This window comes from Paracoccus methylarcula, assembly GCF_003007735.2.
Classification (GTDB): Bacteria; Pseudomonadota; Alphaproteobacteria; order Rhodobacterales; family Rhodobacteraceae; genus Paracoccus; species Paracoccus methylarcula.
On sequence record NZ_PXNQ02000002.1, the window covers coordinates 1 to 25,469 of the forward strand.

The 25,469-nt window shown below is 64.7% G+C and carries 20 protein-coding genes and 2 pseudogenes; 6 read left to right on the forward strand and 16 right to left on the reverse strand.

Annotation, left to right across the window (positions count from 1 at the left end; translation table 11 throughout):
* Positions 1 to 2,660, reverse strand: a 2,660-nt coding sequence (locus A7A09_RS03170; RefSeq protein WP_106690063.1) for a hypothetical protein, incomplete at its 3' end; no start/stop codon positions are given.
* A gap of 191 nt (positions 2,661 to 2,851) precedes the next feature.
* On the opposite strand from A7A09_RS03170, the gene A7A09_RS03175 reads away from it, so the two are divergent.
* Positions 2,852 to 3,748 carry an SIMPL domain-containing protein gene (locus A7A09_RS03175; RefSeq protein ID WP_106690064.1) on the forward strand — a complete coding sequence of 299 codons (897 nt, stop codon included), beginning with the start codon at positions 2,852 to 2,854 and terminating at the stop codon, positions 3,746 to 3,748.
* Positions 3,749 to 3,873: 125 nt separating this feature from the next.
* Here the strand turns inward: A7A09_RS03175 and A7A09_RS03180 are convergent, their stop codons facing one another.
* A complete protein-coding gene (locus tag A7A09_RS03180) occupies positions 3,874 to 4,713 on the reverse strand; it encodes an AAA family ATPase (protein ID WP_106690065.1) in 840 nt (279 codons plus the stop codon).
* Positions 4,714 to 4,896: 183 nt separating this feature from the next.
* Here A7A09_RS03180 and dksA point away from each other — a divergent pair, with 183 nt between their 5' ends.
* From dksA to A7A09_RS03195, 3 genes are read left to right on the forward strand one after another with little or no spacing between them, the layout of a single operon-like run.
* On the forward strand, positions 4,897 to 5,319 hold the full coding sequence (gene dksA / locus A7A09_RS03185; protein WP_106690066.1) for an RNA polymerase-binding protein DksA: 423 nt from the start codon (positions 4,897 to 4,899) through the stop codon (positions 5,317 to 5,319).
* A gap of 42 nt (positions 5,320 to 5,361) precedes the next feature.
* Positions 5,362 to 5,940: a DJ-1/PfpI family protein gene (locus tag A7A09_RS03190; protein ID WP_106690067.1), complete on the forward strand. Its 579-nt coding sequence runs from the start codon at positions 5,362 to 5,364 to the stop codon at positions 5,938 to 5,940.
* Positions 5,937 to 7,067, forward strand: a complete 1,131-nt coding sequence (locus tag A7A09_RS03195; RefSeq protein ID WP_106690068.1) for an FAD-dependent monooxygenase — start codon at positions 5,937 to 5,939, stop codon at positions 7,065 to 7,067. The genes A7A09_RS03190 and A7A09_RS03195 overlap by 4 nt, the downstream gene beginning before the upstream one ends.
* A gap of 125 nt (positions 7,068 to 7,192) precedes the next feature.
* On the opposite strand, the gene glmM is transcribed toward A7A09_RS03195, so the two are convergent.
* The 7 genes and pseudogenes from glmM to A7A09_RS03230 all read right to left on the reverse strand — a co-directional run bounded on the left by glmM (position 7,193) and on the right by A7A09_RS03230 (position 15,150).
* Entirely contained in the window at positions 7,193 to 8,536 is a 1,344-nt protein-coding gene (gene glmM / locus A7A09_RS03200) for a phosphoglucosamine mutase (protein WP_106690069.1), read from the reverse strand.
* Positions 8,533 to 9,527: pseudogene (folP, locus tag A7A09_RS03205) on the reverse strand (dihydropteroate synthase). Before folP ends, glmM begins: the two are co-directional and overlap by 4 nt.
* Positions 9,528 to 9,537: 10 nt before the next feature.
* Positions 9,538 to 10,335 carry a dihydroneopterin aldolase gene (locus A7A09_RS03210; RefSeq protein WP_106690070.1) on the reverse strand — a complete coding sequence of 266 codons (798 nt, stop codon included), beginning with the start codon at positions 10,333 to 10,335 and terminating at the stop codon, positions 9,538 to 9,540.
* A gap of 63 nt (positions 10,336 to 10,398) precedes the next feature.
* Complete coding sequence (locus tag A7A09_RS03215) at positions 10,399 to 11,028, reverse strand: cell wall hydrolase (protein WP_245999113.1); 630 nt, start codon at positions 11,026 to 11,028, stop codon at positions 10,399 to 10,401.
* A 238-nt stretch (positions 11,029 to 11,266) separates the two neighbouring features.
* Positions 11,267 to 13,852 (reverse strand): putative PEP-binding protein, encoded by a 2,586-nt coding sequence (locus A7A09_RS03220; protein WP_245999150.1) that lies wholly within the window; start codon positions 13,850 to 13,852, stop codon positions 11,267 to 11,269.
* 202 nt (positions 13,853 to 14,054) lie between these two features.
* On the reverse strand, positions 14,055 to 14,651 hold the full coding sequence (locus A7A09_RS03225; protein WP_106690072.1) for a peptidylprolyl isomerase: 597 nt from the start codon (positions 14,649 to 14,651) through the stop codon (positions 14,055 to 14,057).
* On the reverse strand, positions 14,644 to 15,150 hold the full coding sequence (locus A7A09_RS03230; RefSeq protein ID WP_106690073.1) for a peptidylprolyl isomerase: 507 nt from the start codon (positions 15,148 to 15,150) through the stop codon (positions 14,644 to 14,646). The genes A7A09_RS03225 and A7A09_RS03230 overlap by 8 nt, the downstream gene beginning before the upstream one ends.
* A 163-nt stretch (positions 15,151 to 15,313) precedes the next feature.
* Here A7A09_RS03230 and A7A09_RS03235 point away from each other — a divergent pair, with 163 nt between their 5' ends.
* Positions 15,314 to 16,516, forward strand: coding sequence for a phosphoglycerate kinase (locus A7A09_RS03235; protein WP_106690074.1), 1,203 nt, complete (start codon positions 15,314 to 15,316; stop codon positions 16,514 to 16,516).
* Positions 16,517 to 16,782: 266 nt separating this feature from the next.
* Entirely contained in the window at positions 16,783 to 17,709 is a 927-nt protein-coding gene (locus tag A7A09_RS03240) for a class I fructose-bisphosphate aldolase (RefSeq protein WP_106690075.1), read from the forward strand.
* Positions 17,710 to 17,807: 98 nt separating this feature from the next.
* Here A7A09_RS03240 and A7A09_RS03245 read toward each other — a convergent pair whose 3' ends face one another.
* The 7 genes and pseudogenes from A7A09_RS03245 to A7A09_RS03275 form a co-directional block, all read right to left on the reverse strand.
* Positions 17,808 to 18,326, reverse strand: a complete 519-nt coding sequence (locus tag A7A09_RS03245) for a transglycosylase SLT domain-containing protein (RefSeq protein WP_106690076.1) — start codon at positions 18,324 to 18,326, stop codon at positions 17,808 to 17,810.
* Complete coding sequence (gene lpdA / locus A7A09_RS03250) at positions 18,319 to 19,713, reverse strand: dihydrolipoyl dehydrogenase (RefSeq protein ID WP_106690077.1); 1,395 nt, start codon at positions 19,711 to 19,713, stop codon at positions 18,319 to 18,321. Before lpdA ends, A7A09_RS03245 begins: the two co-directional genes overlap by 8 nt.
* A 69-nt stretch (positions 19,714 to 19,782) precedes the next feature.
* The gene (locus A7A09_RS03255; protein WP_106690078.1) at positions 19,783 to 20,172 is read right to left on the reverse strand and encodes an MAPEG family protein; all 390 of its coding nucleotides are present in this window, start codon (positions 20,170 to 20,172) and stop codon (positions 19,783 to 19,785) included.
* Position 20,173: 1 nt separating this feature from the next.
* Positions 20,174 to 20,428, reverse strand: a complete 255-nt coding sequence (locus A7A09_RS03260; RefSeq protein ID WP_106690079.1) for a hypothetical protein — start codon at positions 20,426 to 20,428, stop codon at positions 20,174 to 20,176.
* Positions 20,429 to 20,431: 3 nt separating this feature from the next.
* Complete coding sequence (locus A7A09_RS03265) at positions 20,432 to 20,914, reverse strand: EVE domain-containing protein (RefSeq protein WP_106690080.1); 483 nt, start codon at positions 20,912 to 20,914, stop codon at positions 20,432 to 20,434.
* Between the two features lie 53 nt (positions 20,915 to 20,967).
* Positions 20,968 to 22,484 (reverse strand): annotated as a pseudogene (gene odhB / locus A7A09_RS03270) (2-oxoglutarate dehydrogenase complex dihydrolipoyllysine-residue succinyltransferase).
* A gap of 4 nt (positions 22,485 to 22,488) precedes the next feature.
* Positions 22,489 to 25,455 carry a 2-oxoglutarate dehydrogenase E1 component gene (locus tag A7A09_RS03275; RefSeq protein ID WP_106690081.1) on the reverse strand — a complete coding sequence of 989 codons (2,967 nt, stop codon included), beginning with the start codon at positions 25,453 to 25,455 and terminating at the stop codon, positions 22,489 to 22,491.
* Positions 25,456 to 25,469: the final 14 nt, after the last annotated feature.

A 25,469-nucleotide genomic window follows, 5' to 3' on the forward strand; every position in this document is an offset into this window, starting at 1 on the left:
CACGGGGCGCGGGCCTCGGCGGCGGCACGGGCCTGCGCCTCGGCCTGCGCATCGGCGGCGGCGCGTTCGCGGGCGCGGGCCTCTGCCTGGGCCTGCAATTCGGCATCCTGACGGCGCTGCTCGGCAAGGGCGGCCTCGCGCGCCGCTTCGGTCTCCTGCTGCTTCGCGGCGGAACGCAGATCATCGGCGGTCGGAGCGGAGGGGGCGGCATCGCCGCGCCGTGGCGGGATCGCAGATGAAGTAAGCGCCGTCAAAGCGACGGCGCCTGGTGAAGCTGTGCTGTTTTCGACGGCGGATGCGATCGCATTCTCGACCGCGGATCTCGACAGGCTCGAATTGCCGGGGTCGGAACCGCTTTCGGCCCGGGCGGCGAGTGATCCGGGCCGCTCTGCGGGCCGGCTGGAGTGGTCGAGGCCGGCGAGGCTGGCCCCGCCGCCACTGCTCCCTCCGCCACCGCCATCGTCGCTATCGGCGCGGGATACCGGACGTTCGGAACTGGTGAGCGCTTCGGCAACGGCGCTGCGGACCGCGTCCTGCGAAGGGCCCGCCACGGCCAGGGGCTTGCGCTGCGGCCGCGCCTGCGCAAGCCGAATGACCGCGCCACGCTCAGCTTTGGAAAGCCCCGCCGAACCGGCCTCTGCCCGTCGCAGATCACGCAGCAATCCTTCGAGGAAAAGCTGCTCTGACCGGGTCAACCTGGTATCGGCCCCATCATCCGGGACGCTGCCCTCTTCCAGCAATGTCAGGTCATCCGGGCGAGCGGGTGGGCGCGCGGATGGCCGGGGCGATGCCGCACTATCGGAGGCCGTTCCCGACGCGGGCCGGGATGTTGTTTCCGCATTCGCAGCCGCCGGAGTCGGGGCCGGAGCGGCGGTACCCGTGGCCGCGGCGGGACGAGAGGGGGGGCGCTGGCCGGTCAGTCGCTGAGGCGCGGGCTCGGTCCTCTGCTCATAGGGTTGCGGATTGGCGGGAACCACCGGGCGCGAGTCACTCGGGGCCGGAGCCTGCGCCTGCTGCGGGGCTGCGCGCGGTGGACGGGCCGAACTGCTCAATCGCCGCGAGGCAGGAGTGGATGCGGCAGGTTCAGCAGGCTCGACAGGGGATGATGAGGTCTCGCTGGAGGTTTCTTCGGCGGGGGCTGCGGCAGATGTCGCGGCGACCGCCCGTTCGACGGCCTGCCCGCTTGCGATCCGTGCGGCCTCACCTTGCAGGATCTGCGGTTGCGACCGGGATGAATCTGCCGTTTCGGCCTCCGAGGAACCGGTCTCGTCCGCCTCTGTTTCCGCCCCGGAAGGACCCGCAGGCTCAGTGATCCGTTCTGCGGCGGTCGTGTCCTGCAGCGCCTCGGTCAGCGCGGCGGTCAGGGCATCCTGCGGAGCGGCCTCGGGGTCGGACGGATCGGCATTGCCGGAATTCGCGGCCGCGCCATCCCGTGCCGTTGCGTCTTCCGGCAGTATTTCGGGATCTGCCGCGGCTTGTCCCGTTTCGTTCCGCTCGGCCGTGTCGATTTGCGATCCCGCGTTGGCCTCTGTGTCCGATGCGACGGGGGCGGGTTCATCCGATGCCGTGCCGTCAGCGCCTGCCGCCGCGCCGGTTTCGGCTTGGGAGGCGGGTGTTTCGGCAAGTTCCGGGCCGCTATCGGGCGATCCCCCCAGGAACAGCAATGCCACCAGCATGACGGCGACAAGCAAGCCGACCATGATGCTCAAGGTGCTGGGCGGGGAGTCCCGCCACCGCTGAACGATCCCACCGGCTTTCGCAGCATCAGAGGCGTCTGCGTCGCCACGGCGGCTGCGCGCTTCGGCCGCCTTGGCATGGATCGCCCTCGCACGCGGGGACAAGCCCGCCGGAGCGGCATCGGGGCGCCGGTCCCCGTGACGGATGACCGCCGGAGCGGCATTCCGTGGATTGCCGTCCCCGGTCTCCGCCTCTTCTGTGGGAGTCACATCCTCTTGCGGGAGAGGCATATCGACGCCGATCGCCGCCTCGGCAGGGGCGGGTTCTGCCATGGCGGCCGCAACGGGTTCCGGCATGACGTAATGCGGCGTGATGCGGGTAATCGCCGGTTGCTCGTCCTCGGGTTCCGCGATCTCGATCCGGTCCGAGGTAATTCCGGCTTGCCGCAGGTCGGGCTTGCTGAAGGGCGGTGCGCTGCGCTCTTGCCGGGCCAGTTCCGAGGCGCCGAAATCCGGTTGGCCATCGAATCGCTCGTCTTCGGGGCGGGCGATGAAACCGGAGGGGCGAAAGCCTTGCAGCCGGGCGAAATCCTCGGCCTCTTCCAGCGTCTTGCGGGAGACGGCGGCGACGCGCAGGCTGTCGATCCTGCCATCCTCGTCGGGGCACCAGTCGAAGGCGAGTTCCTCTGCCTTGTACGGGGTCATCCCCTCCAGGGCGCGGCCGATCGCGGTCGGCACATCCGCGCCGGGCGATGCCGTCAGCCGCGTATAGAGGATCTGGTCGTCCGGGATGACCAGCACCGTATCCAGATCTGAACTGCCGTGGCCGTGATCCTCGCGCAATGCGTTGAGCTTGGCAGCGACATTGCCTTCGGAGAACGGGGCCTGTCCCAAGGGCTGCCAGCCCAGCCCCTCCCGCCGCTCCAGCAGCACGGCATCCTGGGTAAAGCTCATTGCGAATTCGGGGGCGGCGTGCTTATTCATATTTCGGTTTCGTCGCTCAAATTTGTTCGCGGCGTCCCTTTGCCGCGATTTGGTGGAGTCTATCATGAACTACCCCAATTTGTAGTGTGAGAAAAGCGAAACTGGCGCATCTGTGATCGCTTTTCGATGAACGAAATCACCTTGATCGGCGTTACCCCGCCGACTGGTACCCGAAGTAGAAGGAAAATCGGATGACGCAGTATTCTCCCCGTTTCGGTCGCGCCCTGATGGCCGTCACGACCGGCCTTGCCCTGACATTCGCGACCGCCGCCCTCGCCTCTCCCGGCAGCGGTCATGCGGAAGGCATGAAGGCCGGACATCACGGTTGCGGTGCGCGGGGCGGCATGATGATGTCGCGCCTGACAGTGACGGGGCAGGGCGATGCGAGGGTCGCGCCCGATCTTGCGGAAATCCGGCTTGGCGTGACCTCGCAGGCCGACAGCGCCGCCGCGGCGATGGAGCAGAATGCCGAGCAGCAAACCGCCGTGATAGAGGCGCTGAAAGGCGCGGGGATCGCTGCGGCGAATATCCAGACTTCGGGGCTGAACCTGCAGCCGAGGATGGAATATCCCGAGAACGGCGCTCCGACCATCAAGGGCTATGAGGCGACCAACATGGTCTCGGTACGCGTCACCGAGGTGGCGAAGCTGGGCGAGGTGCTGGATGCCATCGTCGCGGCGGGGGCGAACCAGATCAACGGCATCGATTTCCAGCGCGAGGATGCCGGGGAAACCGAGGATCAGGCCCGTCGCGCCGCGGTCGAGGATGCGCGCCACAAGGCCGAGATCCTGGCGGAAGCCGCGGGGCTCGCCCTCGGCCCGGTCATCGTGATACGCGATGCGCCGGTTGCGGATGGACCGCGTCCGATGATGATGCGCGCCGAAGCGGCCAGGGATAGTTCGACGCCGATCGAGGCCGGGGAACTGTCGGTCTCCGCGCAGGTGCAGGTCGAATATGCGCTGCACGGCCAGAAGGGCGGTGACGCATGCGGCCCGCATGACGACAAGCGGGGCGGAGATGACGCGCAACAGGATGACGGCGAGGCCGAAGATCAGGCCGCGCCGGGCGAACCTCCTGCGTCGAACTGATCGAAACCGCGATCGCAAAAGGGAAGGGGGCGATCTCGCCCCCTTTTCTCATTTCCGGTCCGAGCGCGAAAGCCTTGCAAGATCGATGACATTCGACCATCGCGACCCGCGTTGATCGCATCGGATCATCTTTGCCGCCGCGCCATGAAGGCCAGCTTCTCGAACAATGCCACGTCCTGCTCATTCTTCAGCAGGGCACCATGCAGCCTGGGCAGTATCGCACCGGCATCACGCTTCAGATCCTCGGGGGACAGGTCCTCGGCCAGGATCAGCTTGAGCCAATCCAGAAGCTCGCTGGTCGAGGGCTTCTTCTTCAGCCCCGGCGCCTCGCGCAGTTCGAAGAACTGGCTCAGCGCCTCGTCCAGCAGGCGCGGCTTCAATCCCGGATAATGCACATCGACGATGGCGCGCAGCGTGTCCGCATCGGGGAACCGGATATAGTGAAAGAAGCAACGGCGCAGAAAGGCATCGGGCAGTTCCTTCTCGTTGTTGGAGGTGATGATGACGACGGGACGGTGCCTGGCGCGGATCGTCTGGCCGGTCTCGTAGACATGGAACTCCATCCGGTCGAGTTCCTGCAGCAGGTCGTTCGGAAACTCGATATCGGCCTTGTCGATCTCGTCGATCAGCAGCACGGTTTTCTGTTCCGCCTCGAATGCCTGCCACAGCTTGCCCCGGCGGATGTAATTGGCGACGTCATGGACCCGCTCATCCCCAAGCTGGCTGTCGCGCAACCGGCTGACCGCATCGTATTCATACAGGCCTTGCTGGGCCTTTGTCGTCGATTTCACGTGCCATTCGATGATTGGAAGGCCCAGGCTTTCGGCCACCTGCCGGGCCAGTTCGGTCTTGCCGGTGCCGGGTTCGCCCTTGACCAGCAGCGGTCGTTCCAGCGTGACAGCGGCGTTGACGGCAATCGCGAGCTCGGGCGGGGCGACATAGCGCTCGGTCCCGGTGAATTGCATGGCGGTTTCTCCTTTTCAGCGAAAACCTTGTCCGATTTCCCGTTATTGGTGTGTAGACCCGTGTTTCGATTTGTTCATTCGGTCAAATACCGGATATTGAGCTAGTGACAAGCTCCGCACCATCCGGTAATGGGGCGCCCAAGGTGCCGGATTTCTGTTCCGCCCGGCGCCGCCGGAGGACCTATGAAAGCCCAGACATTCCTTCCCCAGGATTATCACCCCGCTGAAGACGAAGCATTCATGAATGACCGGCAGCTTGAATATTTCCGCCGGAAACTGGAGACTTGGAAGCAAGAATTGCTGGACCAGTCGGCCGAAACGCTGGAGGGGCTGCAATACAGTGCCCGCAGCGTGCCGGATCTGGCGGATCGTGCCAGCGAGGAAACCGATCGCGCGCTGGAGCTTCGCACCCGCGACCGTCAGCGCAAGCTGGTCAGCAAGATTGATGCCGCGCTGCGCCGGATCGAGACGGGCGAATACGGTTATTGCGAGATAACCGGCGAGCCGATCAGCCTGAAACGCCTTGATGCCCGCCCGATCGCCACCATGACGCTGGAGGCGCAAGAGCGTCACGAGCGGCGCGAACGCGTGCATCGCGACGACTGACGGGGCATAAAACTGCCCCTGTCATTGCTAAGGAGGGTGCAGATGGAGGCGGCCGCATTGAAACCCGTTCTGATCGTGCTGATCGATGGGTTCGCCGATTGGGAAACCCCGCTAATCTCGGGAATCGGCGGGGATTTTTATGGCCTGCGAACCCGCCACGCGACGCCCGGCGGCGGGGCGGTGACGTCGATGGGCGGCCTGAACGTGACCGGCCTGCCTGATATCGAATTACAGGGCGACGAGGTGATCGTGCTTCGCGGCAGCGATGGCTGGACCGGTGGGGATGCACCGGATCTGGGTGATATGCTGCGTGAGGCGCATGGCCGGGGCCAGACTGTCGCGGCGATCTGCGGGGCGACATTGGCATTGGCGCGGGCGGGGCTGCTGGATGGACGGCGGCATACATCGAACGGGCTGGACTTCCTGCGTCACTGGCTGCCCGATTACGCGGCGGCGGATGATTACCAGGATGCCGCGCATGCCATCGCCGATGACGGGATCATCACCGCCTCCGGCACCGCCCCGGGGACCTTCGCCGCCGAGGTGCTGCGCGCCGCAGGTCTGCCCGATGATGCGCTCAGCCAGTTCCGCCGGATTACCGCGGCCGAACATTCGGCATGAGCAGTGCGTTGAAGGGCCGTTCCGTCACCATCACCGGTGCGGGTGTCGCCGGCCTGACCGCCGCCATCGCCCTGGCTCAAAGATCTGCGCGGGTCACGGTTCTGGAACGCGCGACGGCCATTCGCGAGGTCGGGGCAGGGCTGCAATTGTCGCCCAATGCGATACGGGTGATCGATGCCCTGGGATTGGGCGCGGAATTGCGCCGGATCTCCCTGCGCAGCCGTGCCGTGCGCCTGCGAGATGCATCTGGAAGGCCGGTCGCCACGCTCGACCTGCTTCGCCACCGGCCCAATGATGATTTCCGGCTGATCCACCGGGCGCGACTGATCGAACTGCTTGCCAAAGCAGCCAGAGCCGCCGGAGCGGAGATCCGGCTGAACCAGATGGTCGAGACACCGCCCGAGGATGCGCTGGTCATCGGCGCGGACGGGTTGCGCAGTGTGATCCGGACCGCGCTGAACGGCCGTGAAGTGCCCTTTTTCACGCATCAGACGGCATGGCGCGCGGTGATCCCGGACCATGCCGATTCCAGGCCCGAGGCGCAGGTTTTCATGGGCCCGGGCCGTCATCTCGTCAGCTATCCGCTGGCCGGGGGGCTGCGCAATCTGGTGGCCGTGCAGGAGCGCCATGAATGGCAGCAGGAAGGCTGGTCGCAGCCGGACGATCCGGCGAATCTCCGCTCGGCCTTTGCCGGGTTCGGCGGACCGGTTCCGGAATGGCTGGATGCCGTCACGGAAACCCATATCTGGGGACTATTCCGCCATGAGGTGGCCGGGTGCTGGCAGGATGGCCGCATGGTCCTGATCGGAGACGCCGCCCATCCGACCTTGCCCTTCATGGCCCAGGGCGCGGCGATGGCGATCGAGGATGCCTGGATCCTGGCGGCGTGCCTCGACAGCATGCCCGATCAGACCTCCGCACTGGCCCGTTTCGAGACTCTCCGCCGGTCAAGGGCCGCGCGCATCGTGGCCGCCGCCAACGCGAATGCCCGCAATTATCACCTGACAGGTCCGCTCCGTCTTGCGGCACATACGGCGCTGCGCCTTGCCAGCCGCTTCGCTCCCGGGCGCCTGCTTGGCCGGTTCGACTGGCTCTACGATTACGACCCGGTCGCGGTGACGCCGTAGCGTTTTTCTTCTTCATCCAAATATCCCACGGGGTCGCCGGCCGGTCGCGCCACTGGTTCGAGAACCAGCCGGTGACGGGGGGGGAAACCCCAGCCATCGCGGGACGCAAAAGCGCGAATCCCGGATCACGCCGCCTTTTCGACCGCGGCAACGATCCCGTCCACGACCTCGTGCAACACCGCTTCGTCCTGCGCCTCGGCCATGACCCGGATCAATGGCTCGGTCCCGGATTTGCGGATCAGCACCCGGCCCGAGCCGGCCAGGCGGGCTTCGGCGGCGGTGATGACCGATTGCACCTCGGCGAGTGCCAGCGGGTCGCTGCCCGCCGTATAGCGCACATTCTTCAGCAATTGCGGCACCGGTTCGAATTGCGACACCAGCCGGCTGGCCGGATCGCCGCTATCGGCCATCGCCGCCAGGAATTGCAGCCCCGCGATCAGCCCGTCCCCGGTGGTCGCGTAATCGGTCATCACGATATGGCCCGATTGCTCGCCGCCAAGGTTATAGCCTGCCTCGCGCATCCGCTCGACGACATAGCGGTCGCCGACCCGGGTGCGTTCCAGCCGCAGCCCGTGACCTTCAAGGAAATGTTCCAGCCCCAGGTTGGACATCACCGTGGCAACCAGCGCATCGCCCCGCAACCGTCCCTGCGCCGCCCAACGCGAGGCCAGCAGCGCCATGATCTGGTCGCCATCGGCAAGCTTGCCATTTTCGTCGATGATCTGGACGCGGTCGGCATCACCATCCAGCGTGATCCCCAGATGCGCACCATGCCGGATCACGGCCTCGGCGCAGGCCTCGGGATGGGTGCTGCCGACGCCGTCATTGATGTTGAAACCATTGGGCTCGACGCCAAGCGGGATCACGTCGGCGCCCAATTCCCACAGCACTTCTGGGGCGGCACGATAGGCCGCGCCATGCGCGCAATCGATCACCACCTTGAACCCGTTCAGACGCTGGCCGCCCGGAAATGTCGTCTTGGCATATTCCACGTAACGCCCGCGCCCGTCATCGATGCGCTTGGCGCGGCCGATATTATGCGGCTGCGCGGGGGCGATCTCGCCCGCCACGATCTTCTCGATCTCGGCCTCGGCCTCGTCGGACAGCTTGAAGCCGTCCGGCCCGAAGAACTTGATGCCGTTATCCTGCGCCGGGTTGTGGCTGGCCGAGATCATGATCCCCAGATCGGCCCGCATCGAACGGGTCAGGTACCCCACTGCCGGCGTCGGCACCGGCCCCAGCAACAGCACGTTCATGCCGGTCGAGGTCAGCCCGGCGGTCAGGGCGTTTTCCAGCATGTAGCCCGAAAGCCGCGTGTCCTTGCCGATCACCACGCGATGTCCGTTACGCTTGTCGCGGCGAAAGAACCGCCCCGCCGCAGCACCAAGCCGCAGCGCCATCTCGGCGGTCATCGGGTAGGTATTGGCGCATCCGCGCACGCCATCGGTTCCGAAAAGCTTTCCGCTCATGTTCCTGCCTCATTCTCATATGCGAGTGCCTGCCACAGCCGGATGCCCTGCGCGATTTCCGCGACATCATGAACACGGTGAAGCTGAACCCCCTGCGCCAGCGCCGCCAATGTCAGGGCCAGCGTGCCGGGCATGCGGTCCGCCGGGCGTTCCGCGCCGCCGATCGTGCCGATGAAGCGCTTGCGCGACAGTCCCAGCAGGATCGGGCAGCCCAAGCCGTGATACAGGGAAATCCGCTTCAGCAAGGCCAGGTTGTGATCCTGCGTCTTGCCGAATCCGATCCCCGGATCGATGAAGATGCGCGCGCGCGGAATACCTGCCGCCTCGGCCCTTGCCACCCGCGCCTCGAGCGCGTCATAGACGTCCAGCAGCACATCGTCATAGCGGGGATCGTCCTGCATGGTTTCGGGCTTGCCCTGCGCATGCATCAGGCAGACGGGCACCGAGGCATCGGCGACGGTTTGCGGCAGTTCCGGGTCGAAATCGAACCCCGAGACGTCATTGACCATCGCCGCCCCCGCCCTGAGCGCCGCCCGGGCGACGGCGGCCTTGCGGGTATCGACCGACAGCGGGATACGTTCCGCCAACGCCCGGATGCCGGGGTCGATGCGGGCGATTTCCTCGCTACCGGGATTTCCCTTGCGCCGGGACGGGTCGATTCCCCGCCGATATCGAGGATATCCGCCCCCGCCGCGATCAACGCCTCGCCCTGCCGAAGCGGGTCATAGCTGCCGCCATCCGAGAAACTGTCGGGTGTGGCGTTGATGATCCCCATCAGGCGCGGGCGATCCAGCGAAAGTCTCAGCATGTCCGGTCGTGCCGTGGTCAGGCGCTGCAGGATCTCTGGCGGAACCCGGTCGCAGATGCGTGGAGACCGGCCGCGCGCAAGGATCTCGACTTGCGAGAACCCGACCCAACCGCCGGCCAGCCGCCAGCGGCCCCCTGACGGCAGGGGGATGGGGCGATAGTATTGGCGATGCGGCTCTTCCATGTGGGCAGCTTCAGGTCTTCGGTTTCGCCGCGTGGGCGATCCTGGCGCGGCAGCCCTTGGGTGCCTTCGGCAGGGCAGCGCCGTCGGGCAGCGCCATCTCGATTTCTTCCGCGCCGATGCGATCGGCAAGCCAGGCCGCCAATGCCAGGGGATCGGCCCCGATACCGTCGATATCTACGGCCAGCCGTGCCGGTGCCCAGATCACGGGGTGGGCGGCGCGAACCGCGGCATCCAGCTCGGTCCGGCTTTCGGCCACCTCAAGGCCCAGCTTGCCCGCCAGGGCCCATGCCGCCTGATCCAGTGCCAGAAGCGCGATCCTCAGGGTATCGCCCCCATCGGGAAGGGGAAGGCCCGGCCGGTCGGGAATGACGATGACGGCCCCATCCGGCAAGGCGGCCGGAGCGGTCCACAGCAGTACCTTTGCGGGAAGGTCGATCTTTTCGGCGGGAACCTGGCTCTGATCGCGGCTGATCGTGATTCCCAATGCGCCCGGACCACGGTCCAGCTTCTCGACGCAAACCTCGATCCGCAGGGCGGCGGGATGGGCGAGGACTTCGGCGGCGATCCTTTCCGCCAGGGTCTCGACCAGGTTGTAGCGCTGATCGGCCAGGGCAACGGCGACCGCTTGGGTCAGCACATCATAGGACAGGACGCTGTCGACCTGATCGTCCTGGCTGGCAGACAGGTCTCGCAGCTCGACCGTCAGGTTGAAGCGCAGCCGCTGAGGATTACCCCGCTCGGACTGAAAGGCGCCGATATCGGCGGCGACCACATGGTCGCGCAAGTGGATGCGGTCACGGATTTCCATAACCGCCATTCATCGCAAATCGCGCCTTGACGCAAGTTAATCCTGAACGCGCCGAAGCGGAACTCAGTTCGACGCGATCCGCTGTTGTCCGCGATAGAAGATATGCTGGCCGATCCGCGCGGTGCGCTGAAAGCGATAGGACCATGCGGGGCGGACCGAGGGCGTGTGGAAATAGGTGGCCCCGTTGGTCAGCACGCGGGGCGCGCCCTTCAGCGCTTCCTTGGCCACCGCGAGAACACGCTGGTAGGCCGTCTTGTTGCGGATCGTCTTGCGCCCGCCGATCGTATAGCTGAACTGCATGGGCTGGTTCACCACCGCGCAGACCGTGGACGGAAAGGCGCGGCTTTCAACCCGGTTCAGGATCACCTCGGCCACGGCGGCCTGACCCTGGCGGCTTTCGCCCCTCGATTCGAAATAGAGCGCCTCGGCAAGGCATTGCAATTCGGTGGCGGAGTAGCGCGGTGTCGAATGGGCAAGATACAGCTCTTCCGGACCACCTTCGATCGAGGCGGGGCCGATACCTACATAAAGCAGCGGCTTGGAACGCGGCATCTCCATGGGCAGCGCAATGCTCCCATAGGGTTCCATATCGGGGGTGAAGGATTTGCCGCTTCCATCGGAAGCAGCGATCGGGGCGGCAGGCAGCGCGACAGCAACGCATACCTGCATCAGCCGGTAAAGCAGCTTAGGCATAGGCAGTCCTAGTATTTATTTTACCCGGTGAGCGGGCGACGGGTGAGGCGACCGCGAGCAGATGGTCACCAAATTCGAATGATGCTTAGTATTTTGGCTCTTGACAGTTCCACATCACATCAGCGTTAACGTGAAATATGTCATGCTGCACTGCAGAATGGGCGATATTTCGCCTGTCCATTCATGCCCTGACGGCGGGATTCGGCAAAAACGCCGTCAAGATATGACCGATTCGGAACTATTCCGGGGTCAGATGACGCGAATGAGGCGGCGCTGCGAACGAATCGGTGCCGCCATCTTCGTCCAGGAGCGAGCGAATCGATGCCTGCGCTGCCGCCAATCGCGCGATGGGCACGCGGAATGGTGAGCAGGAGATATAGTCGAAGCCCGCCGCGTGGCAAAAGGCGATGGATTCGGGGTTGCCGCCATGTTCTCCGCAGACCGCGATGGTGATCTCGGGGCGTTGGGCACGGGCGCGCTCGGCACCGATCAGCAGCAATTCCCCGACCCCGTCCTGATCGAGAATATGGAAGGGGTCCTCCGCATAGACGCCCTGCTGGACATAGGTTCCCATGAACCGGCCCGCGTCGTCGCGCGACAGGCCATAGGTCATCTGGGTCAGGTCATTGGTGCCGAATGACAGAAAGGCGGAATGCGCGGCGATGTCACCGGCCCGGAGCGCCGCGCGAGGGGTTTCGACCATGACGCCGAGCCGATAGGTGAAATCCATCTGGCGATCGTTGCGCACGGCGGCGGCCACCGCATCGACGCGGTTCTGCACCAGTTCCACCTCGCGCATGGCCGAAACCAGCGGGATCATGATCTCGGGAACCACCGGCTTGCCCTTGCGGCTGGATTCGACCGTCGCCTCGAAAATCGCGCGCGCCTGCATTTCGTAGATTTCGGGAATCGCGATCCCGAGGCGCACGCCGCGCATGCCCAGCATCGGGTTGAATTCCGTCAATGCATCGACCCGCCGCGTGACATCCGAAAGCGGCAGGTCCAGGGATTCGGCCAATTCGCGCAGCCCGGCGCGATCATGCGGCAGAAATTCATGCAATGGCGGATCGAACAGGCGGATCGTGACCGGCAGCCCGGCCATGATCTCGAACAGGTCGATGAAATCCTTGCGCTGCATCGGAAGGATCCGCTCCAGCGCCAGTTTGCGGTCCTCCGGGCTGGTGGCAAAGATCATCTCGCGCATGGCCGGCAGGCTGTCGGCTTCGAAGAACATGTGCTCGGTCCGGCACAACCCGATGCCCCGCGCGTTGAACTTGCGGGCGGTGCGGGCTTCTTCCGGCGTGTCGGCATTGGCGCGCACCACCATCCGGCTGGCGTCATCGGCCCAGTCCAGCAACTGGTTGAACGCGTCGTCCAGGGCCGGTTCCAGCATGGCGGCGGCGCCTGCCAGCACATCGCCGGTGGTGCCGTCTATGGTGATCTCGTCGCCTTCCCTGAGGCTGCGTTTTCCGGCAAGCAGGGTCCTGCTGCGCAGATCGATGCTGATATTCGAGGCTCCGACAATGCAGGGCAGGCCCAGCCCGCGCGCGATCACCGCCGCATGGCTGCTCATCCCGCCACGTCCCGTCAGCACGCCGACCGAGGCATGCATGCCGCGAATATCGTCTGGCAGGGTCTCGCGCCGGACGAGGATGCAGGCTTCGCCACGGGCCGCCGAGGCCTGGGCGGCGGCGGCCGAAAACACGATCTTTCCCGTTGCGGCACCCGGGCTGGCATTGATGCCGCTGGTGATGACGTCGCGGGCGCCGCGCGGATCGACCTGGTGGTGCAAAAGATCGATCAAGGCGCGCGGCTCGACCCGCATCACCGCTTCTTGGGGCGGGATGATGCCGTCGCGGGCCAGCGCCACCGCGATCCGGACACCGGCACGGGAACTGCGCTGCACCTTGGTGGCGTCGATGACCGAGATGTCGCCATCGGTCACCATGAATTCGATCTGCATCTCCTCGCGCAGCCTTTCGCGCGCGGCAACGCCGAAGCGGACCAGATCGGCGAATATCTCGGGGGCGACATCCTCCAGCGAGGAGCCCCGCTTGTCGCGGGTCAGGAAAAGCGTCTCGGCGCCCGTGCCCTCCGTCTCGCCATGCCGTTGGCCACGGAACCGGCCGGTGACGCGGGGCTGCCCGGTGATCGGGTCGATGAACTGGATCGTGCCCGAGCCGCAGAGACCGGGCCCGAGGGCCAGCCGCATCTGCTGGACCACGAGGCCCAGGGGCGCGTCGGCCGGCGCCCCCTTGGCCTGCCGCAACAGGCGCGCGGTCGGTCCTTCCCATGCCCGCGCCATCGAGCGCAGGACCCCGGCCAGTTGCCGCTCGGGATCCTGGGGGAAGGGCTCGTCCATCTCGTCGCGATAGGCGCACAGGGCGTCGGCCAGCGCGTCCTTGCCATCCTGGGCGAACATATCGGGATCCAGGCGGGCGATATGGATGGCGTAGCTCTGGACAAAGGACAGGTAGATCGCGTCGGCATTCTCGCGTCCGATCCGGTCGGACAGGCGGGCGTGGCTGGCATCGTTGATGCCGACATTCAGAACCGTTCCCGGCCCGCCCCATTCCGGGTTCATGGCCGAGGGACGGACGCTGACCAGTCCGTCGCCCAAAGAGAACAGCCCGTTCAGCGGCCGCAGATCGATATCCTGTCCCGCGGCGATCACTTGAACCGTCATGGCGGGAAGCGCAAAGCTGTCCGGAACCGGCAAGGCCATTCGAACCAGCCGTTGCAGGCATTTCGCACGCCAGCCATGCGTGGCGCGATCGATCTTGGCCGATGGCGCGATTTGGGTCAGGAGAGTGGCGTTCTGCATGTCCATGGAGGCAGAGGATAGGCGTGCGGGTCGTCATGCCGCAAGTGCGAAAAGGGGGGACATGCCCCCCTTCGCGTCATTTTCGTGAATTTGAGGCATTTCCGGCGGCATTGGAACCCGGGATCACTGCCGGAAATGCGTCTGAACAACGAGTTACGGCATATCGAGCTTTCTGGGACATGTCGGAATGCCGTCGGCCCGCCTATTTCTCGATGGTGACCTCGGCCATGTAATCGGGCTCTTCGACGGCGCCATTGGCGTCGGAATCACCCTTCTTCACGCTGTTCAGAACATCCCAGCCATCGACCAGCTGCCCGACGACGGTATATTCCCCATCGAGGAAGGTCGCCGGGGCCAGATCGATGAAGAACTGGCTGTTGGCGCTGTTCGGGTCCTGCGAGCGCGCCATGCCGACCGTGCCCTGCTGGAACGAGACATCGTTGAACTCCGCCTCCAGGTCGGGCAGGTCCGAGCCGCCCATGCCGGCCCGCGAGGTGTCGCCGTCCTGCTTGCCATGCTCGACATCGCCGGTCTGCGCCATGAAGCCGTCGATGACCCGGTGGAACACGACGCCGTCATAGGCGCCGGATTCGGCCAGTTCGACCAGCCGTGCGACATGGCTGGGCGCCTTGTCCTCATAGAGATCCAGCGTGATCGTGCCCTTTTGGGTGCCATCGGCCGAGGCGACCTCGATCACCATGTTGGGGCCGGGGCCGTCGCTGACGCCAGGCAATCCTTCGGCCAGCGTGGCACCTGCGGCACATGTCAGGGCAGTGGAAAGCAGAGCAATCTTACGCATCGGCGGCCACCTTGACCGAGATCATCCGGTCGGGCTGCGCAGGCGGCTCGCCACGGGTGATCTTGTCGACATGCTCCATCCCCGAGACGACGCGGCCATAGACGGTATATTGGCCGTTCAGGAAATGATTGTCGCTGAAATTGATGAAGAACTGGCTGTTGGCGCTGTTGGGATTGGCCGAGCGCGCCGCTCCGAGCGTGCCACGGTCATGCGGCAGTTTCGAGAATTCCGCCGGCAGGTCGGGCAGGTCCGAGCCGCCGGTACCCGCGCGCCCGGGATTCCAGCCGCTTTCCATATTCGCATGGGCCACGTCGCCGGTCTGCGCCATGAAACCGTCGATCACGCGGTGGAAAGCCACGTTGTCGTATTTGCCCGCCCGCGCAAGCTCCTTCATGCGCTCGGCATGTTTCGGCGCGACATCGGGAAGAAGCTCGACCACGACGGGGCCGTCCTTCAATTCGATGATGATGGTGTTCTCGGGATCCTTGATATCGGCCATGCGGCCCTCCTTTGCCTGTCTGTCCCAAGGTCTAGGCGGATGTCGCGCCAAGGGCAACGCGGCAATCGCTGACAATCCCGTCAGGCTTCGTGGCAGTTGACGCCACCGCCATCATGCGGGACAAGCCCTGTGACGCCTCACTGCCTGCGAAAAGGGACGCGATATGGCCGATTTCAAAACCATCGACGACATGGACCTGGACGGGAAGGCCGTGCTTATCCGTGTGGATCTGAACGTGCCGGTCGATCAGGGCCGGGTTACCGACACCACCCGCATCGACAAGATCGTGCCCACCGTAAAGGATGTGCAGGCCAAGGGCGGTATCCCGGTATTGCTGGCCCATTTCGACCGCCCCAAGGGCAAGCGCGTCGACAGCATGAGCCTCAAGCAGGTCGTGCCGGCGCTAGAGGCGGCACTGGGCCAGAAGGTGGCTTTCGCCGATGACTGCATCGGTGGCCCGGCCAAGCGCGTGGTCGCGGCACTGGAACCAGGCGATGTCGCCTTGCTGGAAAACACCCGCTTCCACGAGGGGGAAGAGAAGAACGACCAGATCTTTGCCGCCTCGCTGGCCGCGTTGGGCGGGGCCTATATCAACGATGCCTTCTCGGCTGCGCATCGTGCCCATGCCTCGACCGAGGGGATCGCGCGGCTGCTGGATGCCGGGGCAGGGCGGTTGATGGAGGCCGAACTGAAGGCGCTGGACGCGGCGCTTGGCAATCCGCAACGCCCGGTTGCGGCGGTGGTCGGCGGGGCCAAGGTCTCGACCAAGCTGGACCTGCTGACGAACCTGATCGAGAAGGTGGATCACCTGATCATCGGCGGCGGGATGGCGAATACCTTCCTGGTCGCCAAGGGTGTCGAGGTCGGAAAATCGCTGGCCGAGCGCGACATGGCCGATACCGCCCGCGCGATCATCGAAAAGGCCGAGGCGGGCGGCTGCACCATTCATCTGCCGGTGGATATCGTCGTGGCACGGGAATTCAAGGCGGGGGCCGAGAGCGAGATCCTGCCGGTCGATCAATGCCCGGCGGATGCGATGATCCTCGATGCCGGGCCTGATACGGTCACCGCGATCCGCGAGGTTTTCGCGAATTGCCGGACCCTGATCTGGAACGGCCCGCTCGGCGCCTTCGAGATCGAGCCCTTCGACCAAGCGACCAACGCGGCGGCACAGGCTGCCGCAGAGGCCACGCGCGAAGGCAGGCTGATCTCGGTTGCGGGCGGTGGCGATACCGTGGCGGCGCTGAACAAGGCCGGGGTGGCGGGGGATTTCACCTTCATCTCGACTGCCGGGGGGGCATTCCTCGAATGGATGGAAGGCAAGGACCTGCCGGGCGTCGCGGCGCTTGAGGCCGCAGCTTCCTGAAGCCACGGGGATAAATTCCATGCGAAGGGGCGGCCGGGCCGCCCTTTTTCATGCGGCTCCTTGCCTGTCCTCGATGGATGATGCCGGGAGTTGGCGGCATTTTCCTGTCGGAACGAGGCGAGCCGGAGGGCGGCAGTTTCCCCTATGGCAGAAAGCCGCCACGTTATCGGCGAATCCGCGCGTTATCGGAAAAGTGTTAGCGAAAACAAGATTGTCTGTCCGGGCTCGCATGCTATGCAGCGCGCAATCATGACAGGAGCATTTTTATGATGATGACCGATACGGTGCGCCGCATTCTTGCCAATTACGAAGGGGAAACGCCGGGTGTTAAGGCACAGCTTGCGCGTATGCTTATGACGGGCAAGCTGGCTGGCACCGGGAAGATGATCATCCTGCCGGTCGACCAGGGCTTCGAGCATGGCCCCGCGCGCTCTTTCGCACCCAACCCGGCGGGATATGATCCGCATTACCATTACCAGCTTGCCATCGATGCCGGGCTGAACGCCTTTGCCGCCCCCTTGGGCATGATCGAGGCCGGAGCCGACAGTTTCGCGGGCCAGATCCCCACGATCCTCAAGGTGAACAGTGCCAACAGCCTGATGTCGGGAACGGCGGGCAAGAACCAGGCGCTGACCGGCAGCGTCGATGACGCGCTGCGGTTGGGTTGCGCGGCCATCGGTTTCACCATCTATCCGGGCTCGGACATGGCGCTGGACATGTTCGAGGAGATCAAGGAAATGCGCCGCGAAGCCGCCGCCAAGGGCGTCGCCACGGTGATCTGGTCCTATCCGCGCGGCGAGGCGATCTCGAAGGATGGCGAGACGGCTATCGACATCGCCGCCTATGCCGCCCAGATGGCGGCGCTGCTGGGCGCACATATCATCAAGATCAAGCTGTCCACCGATCACCTGGAACTCGGCGAGGCCAAGAAGGTCTACGAGGCGCAGAAGATCGACATCTCGACCCAGGCCAGGCGGGTGGAGCATTGCATGCAATCGGCATTCGCCGGGCGCCGGATCGTGGTCTTCTCGGGCGGTGCGGCGAAGGGCGCGGATGCGGTCTATGACGATGCGCGCGCGATCCGCGATGGCGGCGGCAACGGCTCGATCATCGGGCGCAACAGTTTCCAGCGGTCGCGCGAGGATGCGCTGGACATGCTGCAAAAGCTCGTCGATATCTACAAGGGTGCCTGACGGTGCGGAAAGGAGGGGGCGCTCGCGCCCCCTCTTGCACCTGCGGTGCAATTCACCCCCCGAGGATATTTCAGTGAAGAAGAAGCAGTCTGTCCGCTTCAGCCGCGCAGGCCAGTTTCTTCCAGAAGGCCCTTGCGCTTGGCCTCGTAATAATAACCCCGCGCATACCACATGACCGCCTTGTCATGATTGCCATTCGCGACCAGATAGGCGCCGCGCAGGTATTTTACCCCGTATTTCAGGTTGGTATCGGCATCGAGCAGTCCGCTGGCGGGACCGCGATAGCCCATTGTCCGGGCCGTTTGCGGCAGGATCTGCATCAGCCCGTAATAGGGGCCGTTGCGTGCGCCGGGCCGGTGGGTGGATTCGCGGATCACGATCCGCTGGACCAGCGATGCCGGGACGCGGTAATGCGCCGCCCAGTAATTGATGCGCGAACGCAGATAGGGGGTCTCGTTGGGATGGAGGCCGGTCCTGTTGCCCGCTTTCCCGCGCGGCTCCTGCGATTTCCGACCGCAGGCTGCCAATACGAGGCCACCCAATAGCAATCCGCGCCGCGCAATCCTCCCGCCCGGAGCAATCCGGGCAGGGGGCAGGGAGGGCGCCCTGTCAGACATGAATCGCCCCGTCGCCACAGGCGAGGGCCGCTTCGCGAACGGCCTCTGAGGTGGTCGGGTGGGCGTGGCAGGTCAGCGCCAGATCCTCGGCGGAAGCGCCGAATTCCATGGCCACGCAGACCTCGTGGATCATCTCTCCGGCATTGGGGCCGATGATGTGGCAGCCAAGGATGCGGTCGGTCTCGGCATCGGCGATCAGCTTGACGAAACCATCCGGCTGCATCATCGCCTTGGCGCGGGCATTGCCCATGAAGGGGAACTTGCCGATCTTGACCTTGCGGCCGTTTTCCTTCGCAGCCTCTTCGGTCAGGCCGACATTCGCCACCTCGGGAGTGGTGTAGATCACGCCGGGGATGACGTCGTAATTCACATGACCATGCTTGCCGGCGATGATTTCGGCCACCGCCATGCCCTCGTCTTCTGCCTTGTGGGCCAGCATCGGGCCGGGGACGCAATCGCCGATGGCATAGATCCCGGGCACATTCGTGGCCCAATGCCCATCGATCTTGACGAAGCCGCGATCGGTCATCCCGACGCCGATCTTGTCCAGCCTCAGCCCTTCGACCTGCGGGCGGCGGCCAGTGGCGACCAGCACGCAATCGGTCTCCAGCACATGTTCGCTGTCATCCTTTTTCAGCGCATAGGTGAGTTTCGCCTTGCCCTTGGCGACCTCCGCTCCCTTGACCGCCGCGCCGAGGACGAATTTGAGGCCCTGCCTGGTCAGGGTCTTCTGAAGCTGCTTCTGCACCTCGCCATCCATGCCTGGGGTGATAACGTCGAGATATTCGACCACCGTCACCTGCGCGCCGAGGCGGGCATAGACCGAGCCGAGTTCCAGCCCGATGACACCGGCGCCGATCACCACCATGGATTTCGGGATCTTCGGCAGCGACAGCGCACCGGTCGAGTCGACGACCACGCCGGCATCGTTGTCGACCTCGACCCCCTTCAGCGCGGAGGGAACCGAGCCGGTCGCGATGACGATATTCTTCGTCTCGTGCAGGGTATCGCCGATCTTGACCTTGCCGGGGCCCTCGATGCTTGCCCAGCCCTTCAGCCAGTCGATCTTGTTCTTCTTGAACAGGAACTCGATGCCCTTGGTATTGCCCGACACGGTCTCTGCCTTGTAGCCCTGCATCTTGGTCCAGTCGGTCTTGACCTTGCCGCCGGTCAGGCCCATGCGCTCGAAATTCTCATGGGCTTCATGCAGCATGTGGCTGGCATGCAAGAGCGCCTTGGACGGGATGCAGCCGACATTCAGGCAGGTGCCGCCAAGTGTTTCGCGCCCCTCGACGCAGGCAACCTTGAGGCCAAGCTGGGCTGCGCGGATGGCACAGACATAGCCGCCGGGACCGGCGCCGATCACGATCAGATCATAGGTGGACATCACACACTCCTTCTGCCCTTCGGACCATGCGGCCTGTCGACCGCGGTTATATCGTTTTGCCGCGCCGCGTCAGAACAGCGCCGCGAGGATCATCAGCATCGTGGCCGCGAAGCCGACCGCCCAGATGGCCGAGCGCCACGGCACCCAGCCCAAAAGGTAGGCGGGCACATAGAGGATCCGTGCAAGCAGGTAGATCCATGCGCAGGCCGAGGTGAGGGCCGATTCCTGCTGCCCCGCCGTCACCACGACCGTGGCGAGGGTGAACAGGATCAGCCCTTCGAAATGATTGTTCAGCGCCCGGTGCAACCGGCCCGCCGCGCCCGTCAGGGCGGGGCAGTCATCGCGGGGACCCATGGCGGCTTGCGGGCCGATCTGCCGGTTGGCGGCGATCGAGAAGCCCACGAATTGCAGGCCCTGCAACAATCCGGCAAGTGCCAATACCGTCAATTCCACGCCCATGTCAGACGGTCTCGACGAAATGGAAGCTGGTGGCGGTCACCCCCGCTTGCGAATTGAACACGCCCGCCGCACCGTCGAGATAATCCTTTGCCGACTTGGCATTCGTGACATTGAACAGGGCCCAGATATTCGAGCCGTCCTCGCGCCATAATTGCAGCAGCGACAGGCCGTTATTGCCGCGATCCTCGGCATCTGCATCGAAGGCGGATTTGAATGTGGCATAATCGCCGATCCGGTAATGCGCGAGCAGTTGCATGGGTCATCCCCCCGTCATGGCGGCGCGGATGACCCGCCGATCCGCATCGGTGATTTCGAACAATCCGCGCCGGGCCAGCATCCCCCAGCTTCCCCGCGTGAAATCCAGCTTCTGCGTCAGATCGGCAAGCTGTATCTCGGTTGCCGAGAGCCAGTTGATATCGCGGCGAAAGCCCATGGCGCCGCCATCCATCCTGATCTGGTAGGGTTCGGCATCCCTGACGGTGCCGATGGCGGTGAAGGCTTTCAGCACCTCGCCCCCGCTTTGCAAGCTGCGAGGCGAGTAATAGATCAGCCAATCGCCCGGTGTCAGGCGTAAAAGCGGCCCCAGCTTGCCATGTTCCAGCATCGCGAAATCGCCCCCGATATTTTCAAGGGCGTGGTCGCGAGGGACGACGGCGATCCAGTTGCGGGTTTCCGCCTGTGCCTGCGCCGGCACAGGTTGCTCTGCGACCGTATCGGAGCTGGATTGCGTCTTGGCGGACATGGATACCTCATTGGCGGGACGGGGCGCAGGCCCCGACCCGGCCGGCAGTTGAATTACAGATCCATCAGCAGGCGGCGCGGATCCTCCAGCGCCTCCTTGACGCGGACAAGGAAGGTCACGGCGCCCTTGCCGTCGACGATGCGGTGGTCATAGGACAGCGCCAGATACATCATCGGGCGGATGACGATCTGACCGCCCACGACCATCGGACGCTCCTGGATCTTGTGCATGCCCAGGATACCCGATTGCGGCGGGTTCAGGATCGGCGAGGACATCAGCGAGCCGTAGACCCCGCCATTCGAGATGGTAAAGGTGCCGCCCTGCATCTCGGCCATGCTCAGCTTGCCGTCGCGGCCCTTGGCGCCAAGCTCGCCGATCTCCTTCTCGATCTCGGCAAAGCTCTTGCGGTCGGCATCGCGGACGACGGGGACGACGAGGCCCGAAGGCGTGCCGACGGCCACGCCCATATTGACGTAATTCTTGTAGACCACATCGGTGCCGTCGATCTCGGCATTGACCTCGGGCACCTCTTTCAGCGCATGGCAGCAGGCTTTCGCGAAGAAGGACATGAAGCCCAGCTTGACCTTGTGCTTCTTTTCGAAGGCCTCCTTGTATTCGTTGCGAAGCTGCATGATGCCGGACATGTCGGCCTCGTTATAGGTCGTCAGCATCGCGGCGGTGTTCTGCGCGTCCTTGAGGCGGCGGGCGATGGTCTGGCGCAGCCGGGTCATCTTGACCCGCTCCTCGCGCGCGGCATCCTGCGCGGGCGATGGTGCGCGCGCCGCGGCGGGTACGGCGTTCGGCGCGGCGGCACCGGCCACATCCTCTTTCATGATCCGTCCATCGCGGCCCGAACCCTGCAACTGATCGCGGCTGATGCCCTTTTCCGCCATCGCCTTCTTGGCGGCGGGCGCGTCCTCGACATCCTTGCCGGAGGCGGGGCGCTGGTCGTGGCGCTGCCCTGCTGGGCTGCCGGGGCGGGGCTGGCCGCCGCAGTGCCAGCGGCGCCTTCGGCGATCACCGCCAGTTTCGCCTTGGCATCCACGGTGGAGCCCTCTGGCGCGAGGATCTCGGCCAATACGCCGGCGGCGGGGGCGGGCACTTCGACCGAGACCTTGTCGGTTTCCAACTCGCACAGCATCTCGTCGGCGGCGACGCTGTCGCCGACCTGCTTGAACCAGGTGGCGACGGTCGCCTCGGTGACGCTTTCGCCAAGCGCCGGCACCATCACATCGACCGAGGCTCCGCCCTTGGCGGGCGCGGGAGCAGCGGCGGATTTGCCGTCTGCCGCCTGAGCCTTGGGGGCTTCGGTTTTCGCCGCGCCATCGGATGCGCCTTCGGCGATCTGCGCCAGCAAGGCTGCGGGGCCGACGGTCTCGCCCTCGGCGGCCACGATCTCGGCCAGGACACCGGCGGCGGGGCTGGGAACCTCGACGGTCACCTTGTCGGTTTCCAGTTCGCACAGCATTTCATCGACGGCGACAGCATCGCCGGGTTTCTTGAACCAGGTGGCGATGGTCGCCTCGGTGACGGATTCGCCCAGGGCAGGAACACGAACTTCGGTGGTCATCGGATCATCCTTCGATAGTGAGCGCTTCGTTCACCAGCGCTTCTTGTTCAGACTTGTGACGCGAGGCGAGGCCGGTCGCGGGCGAGGCGGCGGCGTTGCGCCCGACATAGCGGGCGCGGGCGTGTTTGGCACCCAAACGCTCCAGCACCCATTCGATATAGGGTTCGACAAAGGTCCAGCCGCCCTGGTTCTTGGGCTCTTCCTGGCACCAGACGATCTCTGCCTGCTTGAAGCGGCCCAATTCCTTGACCATCGCCTGTGCGGGGAAGGGGTAAAGCTGCTCCAGGCGCAGCAGGTAGACATCGGTGAGACCCGCTTCGTCCCGCGCCTTGAGCAGGTCGAAATAGACCTTGCCCGAGCAGATGACGACGCGGCGGATCTTGTCATCCGCAACCAGCTTGATGTCGGAATTGCCACGCTCGGCATCGTCCCACAAGACGCGGTGGAAGGTCGAGCCGGTCTGGAAATCCTCGGCCGTGCTGACCGCCAGCGGATGGCGCAGCAGCGATTTCGGGGTCATCAGGACCAGCGGTTTGCGGAAGTCGCGATGGATCTGGCGGCGCAGGATGTGGAAGTAATTCGCCGGAGTCGTGCAATTGGCGACGATCCAGTTATCCTCCGCGCTCATCTGCAGGAAGCGTTCGAGCCGGGCCGAGCTGTGTTCGGGACCCTGGCCCTCGAAGCCGTGGGGCAGCAGCATGACCAGACCGGACATGCGCAGCCATTTCTTTTCGCCCGAGGAAATGAACTGGTCGAACATGATCTGGGCGCCATTGGCGAAATCGCCGAACTGCGCCTCCCACATGACCAGTGAATTGGGCTCGGCCAGCGTATAGCCATACTCGAAGCCCAGAACCGCATATTCCGACAGCATCGAGTCGATGACCTCGAAACGGGCCTGATCCTGCGAGATATTGTTCAGCGGATAATACCGCTCTTCGTTCTTCTGATCGATGATGGCAGAGTGACGTTGACTGAAGGTTCCGCGCGCGCTGTCCTGTCCGGCCAGACGCACGCCATGGCCCTCGACCAGCAGCGAGCCAAAGGCAAGTGCCTCGCCCGTGGCCCAATCGAAGCCCGTGCCGGTCTCGAACATCTTCCTTTTCGCCTGCAACAGGCGATCCACGGTCTTGTGCAGGTTCACCCCATCGGGAACCGTGGTCAATGCGCGGCCGATCTGTGTCATCATCTCGGGCGGGATACCGGTTTGTCCCGGAACATATTCCGCGCCTTCCCGCTCGAACCCGGACCATTTTCCATCCAGCCAGTCGGCCTTGTTCGGCTTGTAGTTCTTGCCGATCTCGAATTCCTCGTTGAGATGCGCCTGGAAGGCGGCCTTCATGTCGTCGATCTCGCCCTCGGGGATCAGCCCGTCGGCGACCAGCCGGTCGGTGTAGACCTGCAGCGTCGTCTTGTGCGACTTGATCTTGGTATACATGGCCGGGTTGGTGAACATCGGCTCATCGCCTTCGTTGTGACCGAAGCGGCGGTAGCAGATGATGTCCAGCACCACGTCCTTGTGGAATTTCTGCCGGAACTCGGTGGCGACGCGGGCGGCATGGACGACAGCCTCGGGATCGTCGCCATTGACGTGGAAGATCGGTGCCTCGACCATCATCGCGATATCGGTGGGATAGGGCGATGTGCGGCTGAAATGCGGGGCGGTGGTGAAGCCGATCTGGTTGTTCACGACGATATGCATCGTGCCGCCCGTGCGATGGCCGCGAATGCCCGAGAGCTGCAGACATTCGGCGACGACGCCCTGACCGGCGAAAGCCGCGTCGCCATGCAGCAGGATCGGCAGCACCGCAGTCCGTTCCGCCGTATCCTTGAGCTGATCGCCCTTGGCCCGCGCCTTGCCCAGCACCACCGGGTTCACCGCCTCGAGATGGCTGGGATTGGCGGTCAGCGACAGGTGAACCATGTTGCCGTCGAATTCGCGATCCGAAGAGGCGCCCAGATGGTATTTCACGTCGCCGGAGCCATCCACGTCCTCGGGCTTGAAGCTGCCGCCCTGGAATTCGTGGAAGATCGCGCGATAGGGTTTCGACAGCACATTGGCCAAGACCGACAGGCGGCCGCGATGGGGCATGCCGATAACGATCTCTTGCACGCCAAGCGCGCCACCGCGCTTGATGATCTGCTCCATCGCGGGGATCAGCGCTTCGCCGCCGTCAAGGCCGAAACGCTTGGTGCCCATATACTTGACATGCAGGAACTTCTCGAAACCCTCGGCCTCGACCAGCTTGTTGAGGATGGCGCGGCGGCCATTCTTGGTGAACTGGATCTCCTTGCCGTAGCCTTCGATCCGCTCCTTCAGCCAGGCGGCTTCCTCGGGATTCGAGATATGCATGTATTGCAGCGCGAAAGTGCCGCAATAAGTGCGTTTCATCAGCTCGGCGATCTGGCGGATCGTGGCGACCTCCAGGCCAAGCACATTGTCGATGAAGATCGGGCGGTCCAGGTCATCGGGGCCGAACCCGTAGGTCGCGGCCTTCAGCTCGCCATGATCGGGCACGCTGCGCAGCCCGAGCGGGTCCAGGTCGGCATGCAGGTGGCCGCGGATCCGATAGGCGCGGATCAGCATCAGGGCGCGGATCGAATCGAGCACTGCCTGGCGCATCTGCCCTTCGGTCAGGTCTATGCCCTTTTCGGCGGCCTTGGCGGCGATCTTCTTCATCGCCGCATCCGCCTCGGGTTTGGGGGCCATCGGCCATTCCCCGGTCAAGGCGGCGGTGTTGTCATCGCTCGGCACCGGCGGCCAGTCGCTGCGCGCCCATGACGGCCCCTGGGCTTCGCGCACCGCGTCCCCCTCGGCATCGCCAAGGGTGCGGAAGAAGGCGTCCCAGGCCTGATCGACGGCGGCCGGATCCTTGGCCCATTGACCGTAAAGCTGCTCTACATAGGCCGCGTTATGGCCCTGGAGAAACGAGGAATCGTGGAAATCAGAGTTGTTTGGCTGGTCGTTCATGGCTCATCCCCGGT